Origin of the sequence: Lysinibacillus sp. Ag94, assembly GCF_023242215.1 — a bacterium.
Taxonomy (GTDB): Bacteria; Bacillota; Bacilli; order Bacillales_A; family Planococcaceae; genus Lysinibacillus.
On the sequence record NZ_CP096780.1, the window covers coordinates 2,235,858 to 2,252,668 of the forward strand.

19 protein-coding genes are annotated in these 16,811 nt (G+C 34.6%); 15 read left to right on the forward strand and 4 right to left on the reverse strand.

The features are described from left to right. Positions 1 to 24: 24 nt before the first annotated feature. The gene (locus MY533_RS10330) at positions 25 to 204 is read right to left on the reverse strand and encodes a hypothetical protein (protein ID WP_248719052.1); all 180 of its coding nucleotides are present in this window, start codon (positions 202 to 204) and stop codon (positions 25 to 27) included. A 541-nt stretch (positions 205 to 745) separates the two neighbouring features. Here MY533_RS10330 and MY533_RS10335 point away from each other — a divergent pair. The 4 genes from MY533_RS10335 (at position 746) to MY533_RS10350 (ending at position 3,554) form a co-directional block, all read left to right on the forward strand. Next, complete coding sequence (locus MY533_RS10335) at positions 746 to 1,183, forward strand: hypothetical protein (protein ID WP_248719053.1); 438 nt, start codon at positions 746 to 748, stop codon at positions 1,181 to 1,183. A 305-nt stretch (positions 1,184 to 1,488) separates the two neighbouring features. Next, positions 1,489 to 1,836: a YkgJ family cysteine cluster protein gene (locus MY533_RS10340; RefSeq protein ID WP_248719054.1), complete on the forward strand. Its 348-nt coding sequence runs from the start codon at positions 1,489 to 1,491 to the stop codon at positions 1,834 to 1,836. A gap of 586 nt (positions 1,837 to 2,422) precedes the next feature. After that, a complete protein-coding gene (locus MY533_RS10345; protein WP_248719055.1) occupies positions 2,423 to 2,596 on the forward strand; it encodes a hypothetical protein in 174 nt (57 codons plus the stop codon). A 415-nt stretch (positions 2,597 to 3,011) separates the two neighbouring features. Continuing rightward, entirely contained in the window at positions 3,012 to 3,554 is a 543-nt protein-coding gene (locus MY533_RS10350) for a GNAT family N-acetyltransferase (RefSeq protein ID WP_248719056.1), read from the forward strand. Between the two features lie 44 nt (positions 3,555 to 3,598). Here the strand turns inward: MY533_RS10350 and MY533_RS10355 are convergent, their stop codons facing one another. Further along, entirely contained in the window at positions 3,599 to 4,219 is a 621-nt protein-coding gene (locus tag MY533_RS10355; RefSeq protein ID WP_049665446.1) for a LysE family translocator, read from the reverse strand. Between the two features lie 124 nt (positions 4,220 to 4,343). On the opposite strand from MY533_RS10355, the gene MY533_RS10360 reads away from it, so the two are divergent. The 10 genes from MY533_RS10360 to MY533_RS10405 all read left to right on the forward strand — a co-directional run bounded on the left by MY533_RS10360 (position 4,344) and on the right by MY533_RS10405 (position 13,651). Next, complete coding sequence (locus tag MY533_RS10360) at positions 4,344 to 4,535, forward strand: hypothetical protein (protein WP_248719057.1); 192 nt, start codon at positions 4,344 to 4,346, stop codon at positions 4,533 to 4,535. 24 nt (positions 4,536 to 4,559) lie between these two features. Then, complete coding sequence (locus MY533_RS10365; RefSeq protein WP_248719058.1) at positions 4,560 to 5,036, forward strand: DinB family protein; 477 nt, start codon at positions 4,560 to 4,562, stop codon at positions 5,034 to 5,036. Between the two features lie 170 nt (positions 5,037 to 5,206). Beyond that, a complete protein-coding gene (locus MY533_RS10370; protein ID WP_248719059.1) occupies positions 5,207 to 5,950 on the forward strand; it encodes a polysaccharide deacetylase family protein in 744 nt (247 codons plus the stop codon). A gap of 309 nt (positions 5,951 to 6,259) precedes the next feature. Further along, a complete protein-coding gene (locus tag MY533_RS10375; protein ID WP_371873331.1) occupies positions 6,260 to 7,024 on the forward strand; it encodes a GNAT family N-acetyltransferase in 765 nt (254 codons plus the stop codon). 210 nt (positions 7,025 to 7,234) lie between these two features. Beyond that, positions 7,235 to 7,969 carry a peptidoglycan recognition protein family protein gene (locus MY533_RS10380; RefSeq protein ID WP_248719061.1) on the forward strand — a complete coding sequence of 245 codons (735 nt, stop codon included), beginning with the start codon at positions 7,235 to 7,237 and terminating at the stop codon, positions 7,967 to 7,969. A 354-nt stretch (positions 7,970 to 8,323) separates the two neighbouring features. Next, positions 8,324 to 9,829: a lmo1851 family serine protease gene (locus MY533_RS10385; RefSeq protein WP_248719062.1), complete on the forward strand. Its 1,506-nt coding sequence runs from the start codon at positions 8,324 to 8,326 to the stop codon at positions 9,827 to 9,829. 82 nt (positions 9,830 to 9,911) lie between these two features. Further along, on the forward strand, positions 9,912 to 10,814 hold the full coding sequence (locus MY533_RS10390) for a CobW family GTP-binding protein (protein WP_248719063.1): 903 nt from the start codon (positions 9,912 to 9,914) through the stop codon (positions 10,812 to 10,814). Positions 10,815 to 11,151: 337 nt separating this feature from the next. Beyond that, a complete protein-coding gene (locus MY533_RS10395; protein WP_248719064.1) occupies positions 11,152 to 11,874 on the forward strand; it encodes a CAP domain-containing protein in 723 nt (240 codons plus the stop codon). Between the two features lie 351 nt (positions 11,875 to 12,225). Then, complete coding sequence (locus MY533_RS10400; RefSeq protein WP_248719065.1) at positions 12,226 to 12,630, forward strand: hypothetical protein; 405 nt, start codon at positions 12,226 to 12,228, stop codon at positions 12,628 to 12,630. 448 nt (positions 12,631 to 13,078) lie between these two features. Continuing rightward, positions 13,079 to 13,651, forward strand: a complete 573-nt coding sequence (locus MY533_RS10405) for an NPCBM/NEW2 domain-containing protein (protein ID WP_248719066.1) — start codon at positions 13,079 to 13,081, stop codon at positions 13,649 to 13,651. Between the two features lie 228 nt (positions 13,652 to 13,879). Here MY533_RS10405 and MY533_RS10410 read toward each other — a convergent pair whose 3' ends face one another. Then, positions 13,880 to 14,515, reverse strand: coding sequence for a cyclase family protein (locus MY533_RS10410; RefSeq protein WP_248719067.1), 636 nt, complete (start codon positions 14,513 to 14,515; stop codon positions 13,880 to 13,882). A 520-nt stretch (positions 14,516 to 15,035) separates the two neighbouring features. Between MY533_RS10410 and MY533_RS10415 the strand changes: the two genes are divergently transcribed. After that, the gene (locus MY533_RS10415) at positions 15,036 to 16,112 is read left to right on the forward strand and encodes an undecaprenyldiphospho-muramoylpentapeptide beta-N-acetylglucosaminyltransferase (RefSeq protein ID WP_248719068.1); all 1,077 of its coding nucleotides are present in this window, start codon (positions 15,036 to 15,038) and stop codon (positions 16,110 to 16,112) included. Between the two features lie 134 nt (positions 16,113 to 16,246). Here MY533_RS10415 and MY533_RS10420 read toward each other — a convergent pair whose 3' ends face one another. Further along, positions 16,247 to 16,795, reverse strand: coding sequence for a GNAT family N-acetyltransferase (locus MY533_RS10420; RefSeq protein WP_132357919.1), 549 nt, complete (start codon positions 16,793 to 16,795; stop codon positions 16,247 to 16,249). Between the last annotated feature and the right edge of the window lie 16 nt (positions 16,796 to 16,811).

Consider the following 16,811-nt stretch of genomic DNA (forward strand, 5'->3'; position numbering starts at 1 on the left):
TAATTAGTTATCTGTCCTCCTCAATCACTTTGTAAACGGATCTTCCGATTCAAATAAAAAACTTTTCTCAAGATTTTCTTTTGTCTCAGCATTGACGGTTTTTTCTTTTGCTTCCGCTTGTTCACTAGCCGGAGCTTCATCGTGAGAAGAACAAGCAGTTAACAGGAATGCTGAAATTGCTCCGATAAATAGGAATTTTTTCATTGCGATAACCTCCGTTATTGTTTAGTTACAGTTTAGATTGTGCAATTACACTTAGAATATAACGGAAATGACAAGGATAAATTTTGTAACAAAAAATGATAAATAACCGTTACACAATAAAAGGGGAAATAAGTGAAAAGAATTTTTCGGTACAATTTGTAGAAGTAGTCATAAAGATTTCAACGACATAATTCAACATGAAAATAGTTCGAAACTTGTTGAATAAGTTCTAACAAAAGAAAATGAATGGCAAGAAAGCGAGTATTTCACATCTAGAATAGCTTCAATGGTAAACGGCAATTTACGCCTAGTAAAGAAGAAAAAATAACAGGAAAATATGGCTGGTATTTTTGGGGAGAGAGCGTTAAACAGACTTCCTTCGCATCAAGGGAACTCACTAAATTACAGGGAAATTAGTGGAAATTAGTTTCAAATGCTACTTTTCCATATAACCACGAAAAATTACCTATATGGTAATATAAGTTGAAAGGAATGTTTTGAGACTCTTTTGAATTTTCTGATACTTGGCAGGAGAGTTTAAATGAAAGCTGCAAAGATAGGTATAATTACTTTTTTTACGGTCGCATTTCTGTTGATTATCATGTTACTTAATGCTGGTCCACCTAAGCCAATTATATTGTCAGAAGGTAAAAAGATTACAGTATTACAAGGTACTTATTGTTGGAGTAAATTTACAGGTTCAGAATGTGTTGATAAAATTTCTCCATCATCAATTATTGATAATAATAAAATTGTTCCATTTTCTGTATCCCCTCAAAGTGAAATAAAAATTAATTTTAAGAAACAACCCATTGATGAAATAGAAGTAGAAATGGAACATTTGGGTGAAAGTAAAAAAATAAAAGTTGAGGGTAATGTTTTTTCTGCACCAAATAAAAAAGGCACATATATATATGTTATCTCTGGAAGATGGGAAAAAGGAAGTTCTTCTTACATTTTTACCATAGAAGTTAATTGATAAATTGTAAACCTTTATTCGTAATTAAAGGTTAAATTAAATTGCGTGACTTCCATAAAGCGTAAATTGTAGGACTAGAACTGCTGATGTTTTAAGAGGATTTTAATATGATGCTAGATACTAGAAATTATGAAGATTAATAAATTGACAAAAAAATTCATTTATGATATAATTTACAATTATTAATTTAAAGTGTAAAATAGGATTCTCCTGGCCAGGAGAGTCCTATTTTTTTGACTTAATTAAGGAGAATCCAATTAATAAACGAATTAAAACACTTGCTTTTTCTAGGAGATGATTGTTTTATGGAAGAATTACCTTGTAAAGGTTGTAGAGGGATATGTTGTGGGCCTGTTCCAATTACAGAACAAGAGTTAAAGAAAATAAAAAAGAAAATTAAGGCGATGCCTAAAAAATTACGCCAAGATTTAAAAAATCAACAACGTTTTTATGGAACCTGCATATTTTATGACGAAATAAATGACCGATGTGGCATTCATTCGGTACGTCCATCTATTTGCAGAGCTTTTGGTTATTATAATAATCTTGTATGTTTTCGTAAACCAAAAGTGGCCATTGAAAAAAACTATAGTGCTACCGAACTGCCAATTGGTATTTTAAGTATTGATTTTACTTGGGAAGATTTTATTTAACTTCTCCAGCAGAATTTCTCTCCATTATATGTGGTGAGATGATTGCTGGTTTAGATAACTTTTCTTGACCGAACGTATGTACCTGTCGCTATGCTTTCGCACTTTGTTTAACGCAGGCTCTAATATCATACATATCTTTAAAGCTCTAGTCGCATAGTACGGCTCGTTTCAATAAATCCATGTTTGACATACAAGTTAATAGCGCCAATAGTTTCTGGTAAAAGCCTTAACTCCAAGTAATCTAATTTAAAAATCCTACAATGTTGTTATGTAATTCAGCAACCTAATTTTTCTCCCATTAAGAAACTCTACATCCTGTTTAGCTGGAGCTATTGAGGTTGGAGTTTTGACATTTCTAAAAACAGTTGTTCATATAATATTTCTATTTGTGGGGGATTTCATCTATTGAAGCAATTTTAATATTAATTTGAAATTTATCCTATTTTACTACTGTATTCTGTAACTTTTACAAATAATCTGTAAAATGAACAAAAAACTCGTTCAGTTAACACAGTATAAACCGCATAGGATTTCCAATACTAAAGCTGTTTTAAAAATTCAGTATGGAGAAAGGAGGTTTTCGTCAGTGAGATTTTTAGCATGGGGCATTATAGGCGGCGCGGCGCTTTTTGGTGTAATGAAACGCTTTGGGCTAATGAATAATGAACAACCAATGACACAGTCTGCTCAACAAGGCACGACACCAGTACAATTGGTTGCAAACAGTAATCCACTAACCGCAAATACACCTAAACAATAAATAGAATAGGCTACATCAAGCTTATAGACCTTTGGTTTGCGAAGGGTCTATAAGCTTGTACATAGTGCCGCTGCCGCTACGTTAGTACTACGCTTTCCGCAAATAACATCTCATGCCTAAGCACAAGCGATTCTGAACGTAATTATGCCGAGGACGGGTTAGCATAAGAAATTTATTCATTCAATTATGATAAAATTATAATGATTTGGAGCCTGGATAATTTGCGAAAAGTAGAAGTAAGCTCGTACAGCAAGAAATGGATACTGAACAGGACTCATGTATCCAAGTGATCCAAAAATCAAAATGTGGTTATAAAGAATGTAATAGCTATTCAAGTTGTAAATCTTCTAATTGTTTATAGTTATACCAATTTTCACTAAGATTATGTAAAGAACTATGAAAAGGGTGATTAAAGTTGTTTCAAATAAAAAGGATATATAAAGAACACTATCCTAACGGTAAAAAAATTATTTATCAATACGTCTCCAATAACTATTATGATGTTGTTTATAAAGAACGAGAAAATGGCTGGGCAATTGATTTTACGTTAAAACATTACGAAACCCCGTTTCACAAGTATTTGGAAGGAGAAATTTTTGAAGATCATATAGAAGATATTGAATGCTATATTGCTGAATTAAATGAAGAAGAAGTTGGAATTGTTAGCATCAGCCAAGAGAAGTGGCATAATGTGTTAAGAATTAATGATATTCATATTGATCAATCTCATCTACATAAAGGAATTGGAAGTAAATTCATGGCTTTGGTCAAAAAGCGAGCAACAGAAATAGGGGTAAGGGCGATCGTTTTAGAAACGCAAACTTCTAATTATCCTGCAATTCAATTTTACAAAAAGCATGGATTTCACCTAATTGGATGTGATTTATTAAGTTACTCCAATAATGATATTGAAAAAAAAGAAGTAAGAGTTGAAATGGGACTTGTTCTTGAAATATAAAAGGAGAGCACGTATTTATCGTGTTCTCCCTAAGAAACTATATATTATCTACTTTGAGTTTGAAGTGCTAATTTAACGCCTAGACCGATATAAACGAAACCAACTGCCTTTTCAATCCAACGTGAGCCATTGTTTGATGTCTTCGTAAAAATTTTTTCACCAATAAAGCTTGTAATAATAGCTAACAAAATAGTATATAAAGCACTCATGACAACAAAAGTAATGCCTAAAATCAATAATTGAACAGTGATCGATTGACCATTATGCTGAACAAACTGTGGTAAAAACGCTAAGAAAAATAATGCAGTTTTCGGATTTAAAATCTCCGCTAAAAAACCTTGTCGGAACGAAGAACTTGCCGAACTTTGTTCAACAGTTGGTTTTTCTATTTTTTGTGGTTTTGTTAAGAGCATTTGAATACCTAAATAAACTAGGTAAGCAACACCAATATATTTCACTATCTCAAATGCAGTGGCAGAGTTCATTAAAATTGCTGATAACCCTAATACAGCTGCTAACGTATGAACTAAATCACCTAATCCAATGCCTAGTGCGGTGAAAATACCGTTCTTTTTACCACCTTTCAACGTTTGCGTAATGGTAATGATAACAGCTGGACCAGGAATTAAAAATAAAAGAAGAACTATTGCAATAAAAGATAACATATTTATCCATCCTATTCTAATAAACTAAACATTCAATTAAGAGAATAATATAATTAACTTATTGAATGCAAAAAATATTATATGCTATCTTCTATATACCACATTATGTGGTGTCATCTTATCTTTGATTACAATAATTGCCTCAGCAATTAATATTAAATTGATGACTGGCATATCACTTGTCCAAATCGTTGCTCTAGCAGTTTTGAGTTTTAATTTAGCTATATTGTTTATTTCCTATAAAATAGAAAAAGAATATAAAAAAATAAATGAAGTCATTAAATTAATTGACTATTATTTAAGTTTTTATAAATAGCTAATTTCAATATCAATAGGGGGTGTGAAAAATGTACATAGAATTATAGATCAATTACTTTTTTTGATCGATAACATTCCTGGAGAATTTCGTCATATGTCTGAACTAGAGATTTCACAACGACCAGCGCCTCAAAAGTGGTCAAAAAAAGAGATGTTAGGCCATTTATGCGACTCCGCCATTAATAATTTGGATAGGTTCATTAAAATACAATACGAAAAGCAACCCTTTCTATTAACACCGTATGACCAAGTTCATTGGGTGAAAATTCAAGGGTATCAAGAGTTACCTTTTGATGAAGTAATGAACCAATGGGTGAGCTTAAATAAAAAAATTATATATGTTCTTAAAAATATCCCTAATGAAAAGCTCGCTCTACAATGTGGCTTTGAAAATAATCAATTAATAACTCTACAGTGGCTTATTCAAGATTATCTTGACCATATGGAGCATCATTTGAAACAGATATTTAAAATGAATGAGCAGATTTTGAATCTTTAGTAACAGGAATAGCTATTTAGTCAGTGATAAAAAGTATCCTACGTTTTAATTCAAAATCCTCTAGCTACTATTATTGAGTATACACTGCAACAAAAAATCAAAAAAGAGCATTTTTTTTAACATTCCTCAAATAATAAGGTACTAAATATTTTATATGAGGAAGTGAAGATTTGAAAAAACTCCTGTTTTTATTCCCTGTTTTTTGCCTTTTAACTGTTTCCTTTTTTTATGCAGAAGTCGGCGCAGAGAAATATGAAAATAAAGGAAGAAAGTATTATGAAGAAGCGGGACAAATTGTCTGGGAGATCAATACGGATGAAAAAATTGTTGCCCTTACTTTCGATGATGGTCCACATCGGAAGTACACATCTCAGATTTTAGATGTATTAGCCAAATATCATGCGAAAGCTACTTTTTTTATTGTTGGTCAAAATGCGCAAAAAAATCCTGAGGTCATATCAAGAATGTATAAGGAAGGTCATGAATTAGCCAACCATACATTTACGCATCCACTAAGGACGAATGTGCCGAATTTACTAAAGGAAATAAATCAAACGAATGACGTCATTCAGAACATCACAGGATTTAAGCCTACTCTATTCCGCCCTGTAGAAGGACAGTATTCAGATGCAATGATTCAAGCGATTGCTAAAGAAGGATATAAAGTTGTTATGTGGTCATGGCATTTAGATACTTTAGATTGGAAAAGTCCAGGTACTAATAGAATTGTTACCACTGTGCTAAACGGTGTCAAAGAAGGGAATATCGTTCTTTTTCATGATGGAGGCGGAAATCGTCATCAAACCGTAAAAGCGATAGAAAAAATAATTCCTGAGCTGGAAAGGCAAGGATATAAATTTGTCACAGTTTCTGAATTACTCGAAGTGCAAAATAAAAAAGACAAAAACAAATAGGCTTCAAATATGCTGTAAATTTAGAAATTCAAATAATATATTTGTTTAAAATTAATAAATTTTTTCCGTGGGGAAATCAGGCTAAAGATGTAAATAGCCTGATTTTTCATTTTCTAGGAATGACTTATCCATTTCTATGAAGATTTGTTGAGAGCAACGTGAGTGAAGCGGCTCATTGGACGCCCCCCAGAAAGCGAAGCGAGCAATAACGATAACAAAAAAGCGCCCAGCCGGAACGGAAATCAATCATACATTATGTTTATCATTCAAAAAAGGTACAATTACCCTAAAGATACGAGGGGGTTGGTATTGTTGTGTAACGTTGAATTAGTTGAATGTAATAATGAGTTTTTAGAGGGAACTGGGAGTTTTTGTCTTAGAAGTAAGAAGAAATCAAGTGGATATTTAAATAAGAACAAATGGCTGAACAATAGATTTGAGGAAGGCTTGAAATATGTTCAAGTAATGGACAATAAAAAACAAGTTGGGTTTATTGAATATACAGAAGCAGAAAATTCCTCAAGAGTGGTATATGCAGACGGTTATTTAGTGATTCATTGTTTATGGGTAAGTACAGTTGGAAAAGGTTACGGAACTCGATTAATCAATAAATGTATAGAAGATGCAAAAAAGCTAGCAAAAAAAGGGGTTGTTGTTATTACGAATTCAAAAACGTCATGGGCACCAAGTAAAGAGATTTTTTTGAAAAACGATTTTCAACTTATAGATACGGCGCCCTATGATTTTGAATTGCTTATCTACCCATTGAGCAACGAAGTCGAACAACCATATTTTCCGAATGATTGGGAGGACAGATTAAAAAAATTTAACGACTTAACGATTTTACGGTCATTCCAATGTCCATATGTTGAAATCGCTACAGAAAATATTATAGCTGGTGCAAATAAATTGAATATACAAGTTGAACTTGTTGATCTTAAGGATAGAGAAAAGTTGATGGCATTATCACCCTCCCCGTACGGTATTTTTTCTGTCATTTATAAAGGGCAGCTTCTAACTTTTCATAGACTAACAGTACATTCTGTTATAAAAAAATTAAAAGAACTGAGTTAAAAACGGCTCAGCGCACACCCAAAATAGTCAATAAATTTTTAGTGCGAATATATGGTTATTAATGCTTATAAAAACATAGTAGAAGTTACAAAAGGTTCATAATATAGAGTGAACTTAATATCTATTTTCGAACTCAAAAGGTAAGATAGTATGATTAAAGTTCAATGATCCCACTTTTTACATTATGACAAAAAGAAGGGGGGGAAACCTTTGGTAACAATACGCCAAAAACTAGTATCTACTTCACAAGCAATGAATATTACAAATGGTAAAAATAATGCAAAAAAGTATATTGTCGTTCATGAAACCGACAATACGAGCGTTGGTGCTGATGCTGACGCACATGCGCGTCTACAAATAAATGGTAATAGTAGGGAAGCTAGTTGGCATTGGCAAGTTGATGACAAAGAAGCTGTACAATCCTTTGAACATTATTGGGAGTGCTGGGCAACAGGAACGTATGTTGGTAATAGTCAAGGGATTCAAGTGGAAATTTGCGTAAATAGTGATGGAGATTATTTAAAAGCGGTGAACAATGCGGTGAATCTTATCGCGAAAATTATAAAAGATGAAAATATAACAATTCAAAATATTGTTCAACACAATTATTTTAGTGGGAAAAATTGCCCTCGTAATATTCGTGCTGGAAAAGTACCTTGGTCACAATTTATTGACATGGTAAAAAAAGCTGGAGATACTCAAATACCACCAGTAGAAACACAAAAATATCGAATTTTCACGGGAACATATAGTATGCTTACAGCAGTAGAAAGCGCGGCACAGGTGATGAAAAAAACATTCGGTTGGCTTGTTTACATTGAGCAGGACGGTGCAAATTATCGTATTAGAACTGGAACTTTTACAGGAATCAATGCAGCTAAAAATGCAGAGATGAAAATAAAAAATGCTAAATTGGCGCAAGTTACGTATATTAAAGATGCATAATAGGATATAATTTCTAATATTCTATGAGGATTTTAGTTGACTGCTTCGAGGAAACGGGTAAAATAGAAAAGCAGTACCATTATATACCTTCAACTTAGCAGATAATAGAGGTGCCTTTAGAAGTGCTTCAAGGGCACCTTTACTTTTACAAAATCTAAAGCAATAACATCTACATAGAATAATGTGCCTAACAATTTATAGTGATTAAGAAATGCTGGATTTTATGAAGATTGTTGTAGGACAAGATTTGTCGTGAAATTTTGACAGTCTTTTTCTTTTCGTCTTCTCTATAACCTGTTAAGATGGTAATAGTGTGACAACAAGTTAGTGTATATGAGAGTGGTGACAATCAAGATGGATGAACAGAAAAAAGATAGTATAGAACAGCAGTCAGAACAAACACCTCCTACTGAAGTGAAACCAGCAGGACAATTTATACAAATGAAACCGTTTAAATTTATTATGCTGATGTTCTTTACAATCCTTATTACTGCAGGCTTAACAATATTTGCGTTAACATTTGGAGATAAGAAAGCAGTGGAAGTAAAAGTACCGACTGTGCGTAAGGAATTTTCAAAATTGTACGAGGCCTATGATTTGCTTAAAAACAACTATTACAAAGATATCGACGATGCGAAAGTGGTCGATGGCGCAATTAATGGCATGTTTGACGCTTTAGGTGATCCGTATTCTGATTTCATGGTGAAGGAAGAAGCAGATCAATTTAAGTCTGGTTTGTCTTCTAGTTTCCAAGGAATTGGTGCGGAAATTCAAGAGCGTAACGGCTCTATTACAGTTGTGTCACCTATTAAAAATTCACCTGCTGAAAAAGCGGGACTGTTACCGAAAGATATTATCTTAACTGTAGATGGAAAAAGCATTCATGGGTTAAGTGCATCTGAAGCGGTAGCTCGTATTCGTGGTGAAAAAGGAACACCAGTAAAATTAACCGTGAAAAGGGAAGGAAACGCTGAGCCTCTTAATATGACAATTGTCCGTGATGAAATTCCGGTTGAAACGGTTTATGGTGAAATGCTTGAAGGCGATATTGCCCATATTCAAATCACGTCATTTAGTGAAAATACAGCAAAAGAATTTGAGAAGATTCTTGCCGATTACGAAGGTAAGGGCTTGAAAGGTATCGTTTTAGATGTACGCCAAAATCCAGGTGGTTTCCTAGATGCTGCAATAGAAATTTCGAATTTATTTGTTCCAGAAGGTAAACCGATTGTCCAAGTACAACAAAAAGATGAAGAGCCGAAAATTAGCAATGCTATTGCTGGTAAAAAATATAATATTCCAGTAACAGTCCTTGTTGATAGCGGCAGTGCTTCTGCTTCTGAAATATTAGCTGGAGCATTAAAAGAGTCTGTCGGTGCTAAAATTGTTGGAGAAACATCGTTTGGTAAAGGTACAGTGCAAAATGTCACACCATTAAAAGATGGCTCTAACCTAAAATTCACAACAGGTAAATGGCTAACACCAAACGGTAACTGGATTCACGAAAAAGGAATTGCTCCAGATGTTAAAGTGTCATACCCATCTTATGCATCATTACCATATTTAGATCCATCTATGGAAATGAAAAAGGATATGCAGTCTAACTCTGTAAAAGCGGCACAAGAAATGCTAGAAGTTTTAGGATATGAGCCTGGTAAAGCAAACGGTATTTTTGATCAATCCACAGAACGTGCAGTGAAAAAACTGCAAGCTGCAAATGGTCTTGAAGAAACTGGCATTTTAACTGGCGATACAACGTATGCTTTAATGGATGCATTACGTGCTAAAATAAAAGCAGATGACCCTCAATTGTTAAAAGCAAAAGAACTGCTTACTAGTACACCAGCAAAAACGGAGTAAACTACAAACTAACAAAGTAGCTGTCGCAGCAGGCGTCTCAAGTGGCCTTTTGCGACAGCTTTTTTTATCGGAGGTAATAATTGTGAAGGACGTATACTTATTTAGTGGCTTTTTAGGTAGCGGAAAAACATCCATGCTAACAGATGTTATTCGACAACTAAAGGAAAAAAATTTAAAGCCTGCTGTCATTATGAATGAGCTTGGCAAGCTTCCATTTGACTCACAGGCTGTTGAAAAGGATATTCCGCTAAAGGAAATGCTAGAGGGCTGTATTTGCTGCTCTGGCGCTGAAAAAACAGAGGCACAAATTCAATCTCTTCTATTAGATAGTGACTTTGATGTCTTAATTATAGAAACAACTGGTGCTGCACATCCTGTTGAAGCTTTAGACGCTGTTTATTCACCGTTATTTGCGGAACAGTTAAATATCAAAGGAATTGTTACGGTTGCTGACTCGAAGCTGTGGTTAAATCGAGAAACATTAACCCCACAAGTGCGCTCCTTATTTATGGAGCAAATCCGTCATGCACATTTATTGCTGGCTAATAAAACGGATTTATTAACAGAGGCAGAGCAGGCACAGGTTGTTTATGAGCTACAAGGCTTTAATCCTCATGCCTTTATTTTGCAAACTACAAATGGTCGAGTACCGTTACGTTTATTAGAAGATTTAAAGGCAACAGCTCAGGTGGATAAACAAGAAGTTGTAAAAACCCCAATAGCATCAATGCATCTCGGTTCACGATTAGTTGAATTTAATGACGTTGACTTTACGCAGGAGCAATTTGAGGATTGGGTACGCACATTGCCTGAAACAGTGTATCGAATGAAAGGCTATGTGCCATTAGAAGGTGTGAAAAATCCTTTCCTGTTTCAATATGCGTATGGCATGGTCCAATGGCTTCCAGAATACGTAAAAATGCCTGCGAAACTCGTTATTATTGGTGAAGATGTAAGTAGCTTAAATGTTATAGGTATTAATTAAATATTTGGCTTCACTATATGACATATAAAATCTGCTGATTACTACTAATGTTGTCTCGTTAAAGTAGTAATCATGGCAGATTTTTTTGTGGATTAGTAAAATAAAGGAGGATGTGTATCTACTTGAATATTGAAAATATTTAATAGTTTTTTAGAAGTGTCAACCCTATTTGAAACGTAAGTATTTCATAGGCTGGTGGAACTTGCTAAAAATTATAGTCAAAAACCCTCTGTTTGATGCGAATTTATGTCTCCAATGGTGTTGTTAGCAGATGCTGGTAAGAAATTTATTAAATTCGTCCTTTACGATTGTTTGCAGAGAAGGAGGAATTGCAAAAATGAAAAAAACACTAACTGCAATTTGTGCAACATTTTTATTAGCAGCTCCAATTCAAATGGCTTCCGCTGCAGCAAATACTACAGAGGGGAACACAACATCAGACTGTAATAAAGTTTCTTATCATAAATGGTCAAATAATCAATGGTCAAACCAATGGTCAAATCATAAGTGGTATGTAAATGTACCGCAAACACAAGCACCATCAAAAGAAACTCAAGCACCAGAAAAAAATCAAACACCAACTAACAATACACAAGCAACAACTAACAATACACAAACAGCTCAAAAAGATAATGCAGCTACTGCACCAACTCAATCTAAACCATCAACAACTACTTCAGATGTGAATGCTTTTGAACAAGAGGTAGTAAAATTAACGAATGCCGAACGTACAAAAGCTGGTTTAGCACCATTTAAAACGGACGATCAACTGATGGCAGCTGCTCGTGAAAAATCACAAGATATGCAATCTAAAAACTATTTTTCACATACAAGCCCAACATTCGGTTCACCATTTGATCGTATGAAAGCTTTAGGTATTACGTATAAGAGTGCAGGTGAAAATATTGCACAAGGTCAACGTACACCTCAAGAAGTAGTACAAGCTTGGATGGATTCTCCAGGTCACCGCGCGAATATTTTAAATGAGAAATTTACGCATATTGGTGTTGGCTATGTGAAGTCAGGTAACTACTGGACACAACAATTTATCCAAAAATAATAATAGCTTTATTGAATAATAGAGTCCACTAAGTCGTAAAAGGCTTAGTGGACATCTTTTTTTATACTACATAATTGAGCGGAAATTTATGCTTGGTAGGTAGAGAGATTTTTTCACTTTTGTGTTGTAAAAACTTTCCGTGGTGTTTTTAATGTGCATAATCAATAATCTGGCAGCTAATCGCACGAACATACACGACACAGGCGGTTGCTAATAACGCTATTCTCAAAATGAAGCATTTTATCGAATGCCGAATCAATTAAACCATACAATTAATACCTAGTATTCCTAAACTATATTGATAAATAGTCATATCCTATTATTATCAATTGAATTTAAGGGAGTAGTGAAATGGAAAAATCCTCATGCAATTGTGATTGCAACAATAATGTATTTCGATTAAACAAAGTTTCTTCATGTCCAGTTTGTTTCGGTAGTTCTGCTCAACCTCAAGTTCCTAATAATTTTACGACAGGAGCAATATGGAGAAATCCAGCAACAGAGACGATTGTGGTTACGCTTCTAAATAGAACAAATACATCTCAAACAGTGACAGTGTCAGTAATAGATTGGCAAAGTTGTGATCAAGCTGAAATGCCAAAGGACGCTTTTTTATGTGGAGAATCCCAACCTTCACTTTTTAATGGAATACCTAAGCCTCTTACATTTACTATTCCAGCTAAAAAACTCCTCACCGTTCATGCAACTCCGCAAAATGCATGGCAATCAGTTGACCCTGTTTATGAGGTTTTGTAATGCACCCACCTGATCCCGTTATACCATCTTTAGCTCCCGGTGACCCAATTATCTTTAATACATGGGGGATAAATAATACAGGTGTTCCTCAAGAAGGGAATACAGTATTACATCATCAGTTTCAACGAACTCTTCTTTTTTAAAAATAATTATCTTTGTAATCAAAAGTCAGGGCTCACTAAATGTGAGTACCTGAGTTTTTTTAATTTCATATTATTTTCTTTTTACGTAAATGCGAACGTTTATTCCGAGGTAATTAAAATTAAAATCAAACGTTCTAGCGAGGATCGAGAAAAATGTTCATAGACAGTAGGTCAATGTAATAAAGTGATTACGTTTTTAATTTATACCAATTACTATTAATATTTACAATTATAAAAAGTACTTGAAAATTTTGGTTAAATATGTAAAGATTTGATTGTACTTCAAAATCGAAAGGGGATATGATTTGAAAAACACAAAGCACGTTTTTAATCCAAAAGGTTTTCGATTTAATGTATTAAGTTTAGCTGTGGTTTTAATGCTTACTATTGGTACATTTTTTGTAAGCGGAAATACAACTACTTTAGCTGCACCTGTCTCTGTGTATTTAAGTGATGAGTTAACGCCAGTTTCAGTTACAGGAGATATTGAGCAAATGACACCTGATTATTTTTCTTATAATAAAAACCAATCGTTTTATAAAACACAGTTATCTATTAAAGGTGTGAAATATGACAAAGGGATTGGCTCGCATGCAAATAGTTCAATTAAGTATAATTTGAATGGACAGTATACTAAATTTACGGTTGATGTAGGAATAGATGATCAAGTAGCGCCGGGTCATGGTTCTGTAAATTTTGTGATAATTGTCGATGGTAAAATTTTATATATAAGTCCGGTAAAAAAATCAAACGAACCAGCTGAACACGTAGAAGTAGATATTGCGGGAAAAAATACACTTGAGTTAGTTGCGTATAATGCGAATGATAATATTGACAATGATCATGCCGACTGGGCAGATGCGAAATTGTTTAAATAAAAAATACAAGTCACTTGCGAATGTAGAGTTTGGTTTCCAGGTTGTTACCCTGTAGACCGAAATAATATATGGGTGGAGCCAACATTGCACTGTAAAGTGTAGTATCTCGAAAAAGCAAGTACAGGATCATTACGAATTGTCTCTTTTAAAGGATTTCATTTCGAAAAAGTCCCGAAGCAATAAACTAGTAACCAGGCGCTCGATTGAGTACCTGGTTATTGCATGTTCTTATAATATTGCAATAGCTCTGACAGGAGCACCATCAGCATTTTCGTATTTCATTGGTAGAGCATAAAACGTGAACAGTTCAGTGCCTATTTCACCGAGATTAGTTAAATTTTCAACGATGACAAAATTTGAATCAAATAGCACTTTCTTATGATTTGTTAAACTTGTCATAGAGTCGATGCTTATGACATCGAGCCCTACACCTTTTTTATTACTTTTAATTAGGTATTCAGCAACCTCTTCTGTCATGTGTGGGTAGTCACCAAAATACTTATCTGTGCCCCAGTATTGATCCCATCCTGTATAAAATAAAAGAAAATCAGCTTGATCAGCTCTTTTCTTCACTTTATTTATTCTGTCTAAAGTTATTTTTTGACCTTCTGTAAGATCACTACAATCGATGACCAAACCTTTACCTACAAATTGCTCCACTGAGATTACATCTAATGTAATCCCGTCTTTAAAAATATGATTTGGCGCATCCATATGCGTACCGGTATGTGAAGTCAAAGTTAAAGCTGTTTCTTTAAATCCGTCAGATTCATGATTACATATTATTGTTAATGATGGTTGATCAGTGCCTGGGTAGACTGTTATTTTTTCAGTTAATGTGTGAGTTAAATCAATAATCTTCATTATTATACCTCGCTGTAATTAAGATTTATTAATTGTACCATTAAAAAAAGCCACTTTGTTAGGTTTAAATAACCGTTAAGCGGATAACATAGATGCGTTATTTTCAGCATAGCGGTTTTTATATACCTACACAAAGAGGTACAAGAAGAAATATATCTGTCGCTGCGTTTTCGGCACTAAAGACGTTTGCTTAAAGAAATTAAAAGCTTCATCTATATCTTTTCGTCCGCATATAGTAAAATAAAAGACTGAATACAAAAAGTAGTATGGCTACAAGCGGATGTCACGGAATCGGGAAGTATTTAAAAAAGGATGTTAGCCTAAAAAACATCGCATCCATGCGATAACGGCTAACTGTTGTTGTTGTTGCTTTCGCTGCGCTTTCGCACAGACAAAACAGTTGCTGTCGCTGCGATAGTACTACATTTCTTACGAGCAAACAACATCTGCAAACCTAAGTACAAAGTCGATTCCGGACGCAATTATGCTAATGCCTAATTGATGGAATAGGAGAATTAATGTGAAACAACAAACAATCATTTTAACCGGTGGAGGGACAGCTGGTCATGTATCGCTCAATCAAGCGATACTCCCGTCTTTACAAGAGCTAGGTTATGATGTCCATTATATTGGCTCGGACGAGGGCATTGAAAAAGAATTAATAGGCGAGGCGTTTCCAAATGTTCCGTTTTACGGTATTTCAAGTGGGAAATTGCGTCGTTACTTCTCGATGAAAAATTTTACAGATCCTTTTAAAGTGCTTGCTGGAATTATGCAGGCTTTTCGTATTATCAAAAAAGTGAAACCCCAAGTCATTTTTTCAAAGGGTGGCTTTGTTTCTGTACCCGTTGTCATGGCTGCAAAACTTGCTGGTGTTCCTGTAGTCATTCATGAATCAGATGTTACACCTGGCTTGGCCAATAAACTTGCGCTACCATTTGCATCACACATTTTCGCGATTTTTGAAGAAACCTTACAGCACTTACCGAAAGAAAAGGCAACATGCACAGGCTCCATTATTCGCCAAGAGTTATTTATGGGAGATCGAGCAAAAGGGTTATCATTATGTGGCTTTACAACATTAAAACCCGTTCTTCTTGTGATGGGTGGGAGCCTAGGATCAGTTGTCTTGAACGACGCGCTCCGTCAAAATATACCGGAGCTTGTAAAACAGTTTCAGATCATTCATTTATGTGGTAAAGGAAATTACGACAAATCATTAGAATCTACGCCTGGTTACAAGCAGTTTGAATATGTGACAACAGAATTACCGGATTTATTACATGCGGCAAACTTTATCGTCTCACGTGCTGGCTCCAATTCGATTTTTGAATTTTTAGCACTTCATAAACCGATGTTATTAGTACCATTATCTGCACAGAAAAGTCGTGGTGACCAAATATTAAATGCCAACTTATTTAAAAGACAGGGTTACGCGGAAGTATTGCAAGAGGAAGAGTTAACAAAGGAAACCTTTAAAAAATCGGTTCATGTGTTAACAGAGCGTAAAGCAGAAATGGTTGCAATAATGGAGAAAACACAAAAACCGAAGACGCCAGAAGAAATGGCAAAATTGATTTTACAATATAAAAAGTAGATTTGGTAGTCAGTGCCTAATGCAAAGTTTGTACTTAAGCACAATACAGCAATTAATATTAGCAAAAACAGAAAAAAGCTATGTGCATGTCTCGAGACAGAACACATAGCTTTTTTATGAAAATCAATAGTAGATTACATCGCTTGTTCTTCGCCTTCTGCCATTTGATTGGCTGTTGTAAGGTAGAACAAGTCTTTTGGAATTTTATATAAATTAAATTGCGCCTCACCGCTATTGACCTGTGTTAATAATGTTGGGTGACTTTCATTCGCACTCATAATATAGGGTAGCTTTAAGGCTGCACGCTGTGATTTTATATTTTCAACACGAATACGGAGAAATACCGTATGGAAGTTATAGTCAAAAAAAAGTTCATTCAAAAAAAGCATTTTCGCCTTTTGGTTATAACCTTGCCCTTGATAAGGGAGTCCAATCCACGTTCCTAAAAAGCCTGCACCATCCTCAACATCATGAATGCTAATGGTGCCGATTGGTTGACCCCAATCATCAGTAATTGTCCTTGAAATAGCGAGTCCCTTCGCTTCTTCTTCAATCAGTTGTTTTGTCATAAACCAATATTCATCAGCTGATGTGGCTTTTTGACGGACAAAAGGGAAAACAGAAGGGTGTGATAATAGCTCATAGAGCTCTGTGCATTCATGTAGGTCTCGATGTTTAAGCATACGAAACGCCTCCTTT

Bases quoted from the DNA above. Each gene is read 5' to 3' on its own strand.
- MY533_RS10330 (WP_248719052.1), bottom strand. From the start codon at position 204: ATGAAAAAATTCCTATTTATCGGAGCAATTTCAGCATTCCTGTTAACT.
- MY533_RS10335 (WP_248719053.1), top strand. From the start codon at position 746: ATGAAAGCTGCAAAGATAGGTATAATTACTTTTTTTACGGTCGCATTT.
- MY533_RS10340 (WP_248719054.1), top strand. From the start codon at position 1,489: ATGGAAGAATTACCTTGTAAAGGTTGTAGAGGGATATGTTGTGGGCCT.
- MY533_RS10355 (WP_049665446.1), bottom strand. From the start codon at position 4,219: ATGTTATCTTTTATTGCAATAGTTCTTCTTTTATTTTTAATTCCTGGT.
- MY533_RS10385 (WP_248719062.1), top strand. From the start codon at position 8,324: ATGGATGAACAGAAAAAAGATAGTATAGAACAGCAGTCAGAACAAACA.
- MY533_RS10395 (WP_248719064.1), top strand. From the start codon at position 11,152: ATGAAAAAAACACTAACTGCAATTTGTGCAACATTTTTATTAGCAGCT.
- MY533_RS10400 (WP_248719065.1), top strand. From the start codon at position 12,226: ATGGAAAAATCCTCATGCAATTGTGATTGCAACAATAATGTATTTCGA.
- MY533_RS10410 (WP_248719067.1), bottom strand. From the start codon at position 14,515: ATGAAGATTATTGATTTAACTCACACATTAACTGAAAAAATAACAGTC.
- MY533_RS10420 (WP_132357919.1), bottom strand. From the start codon at position 16,795: ATGCTTAAACATCGAGACCTACATGAATGCACAGAGCTCTATGAGCTA.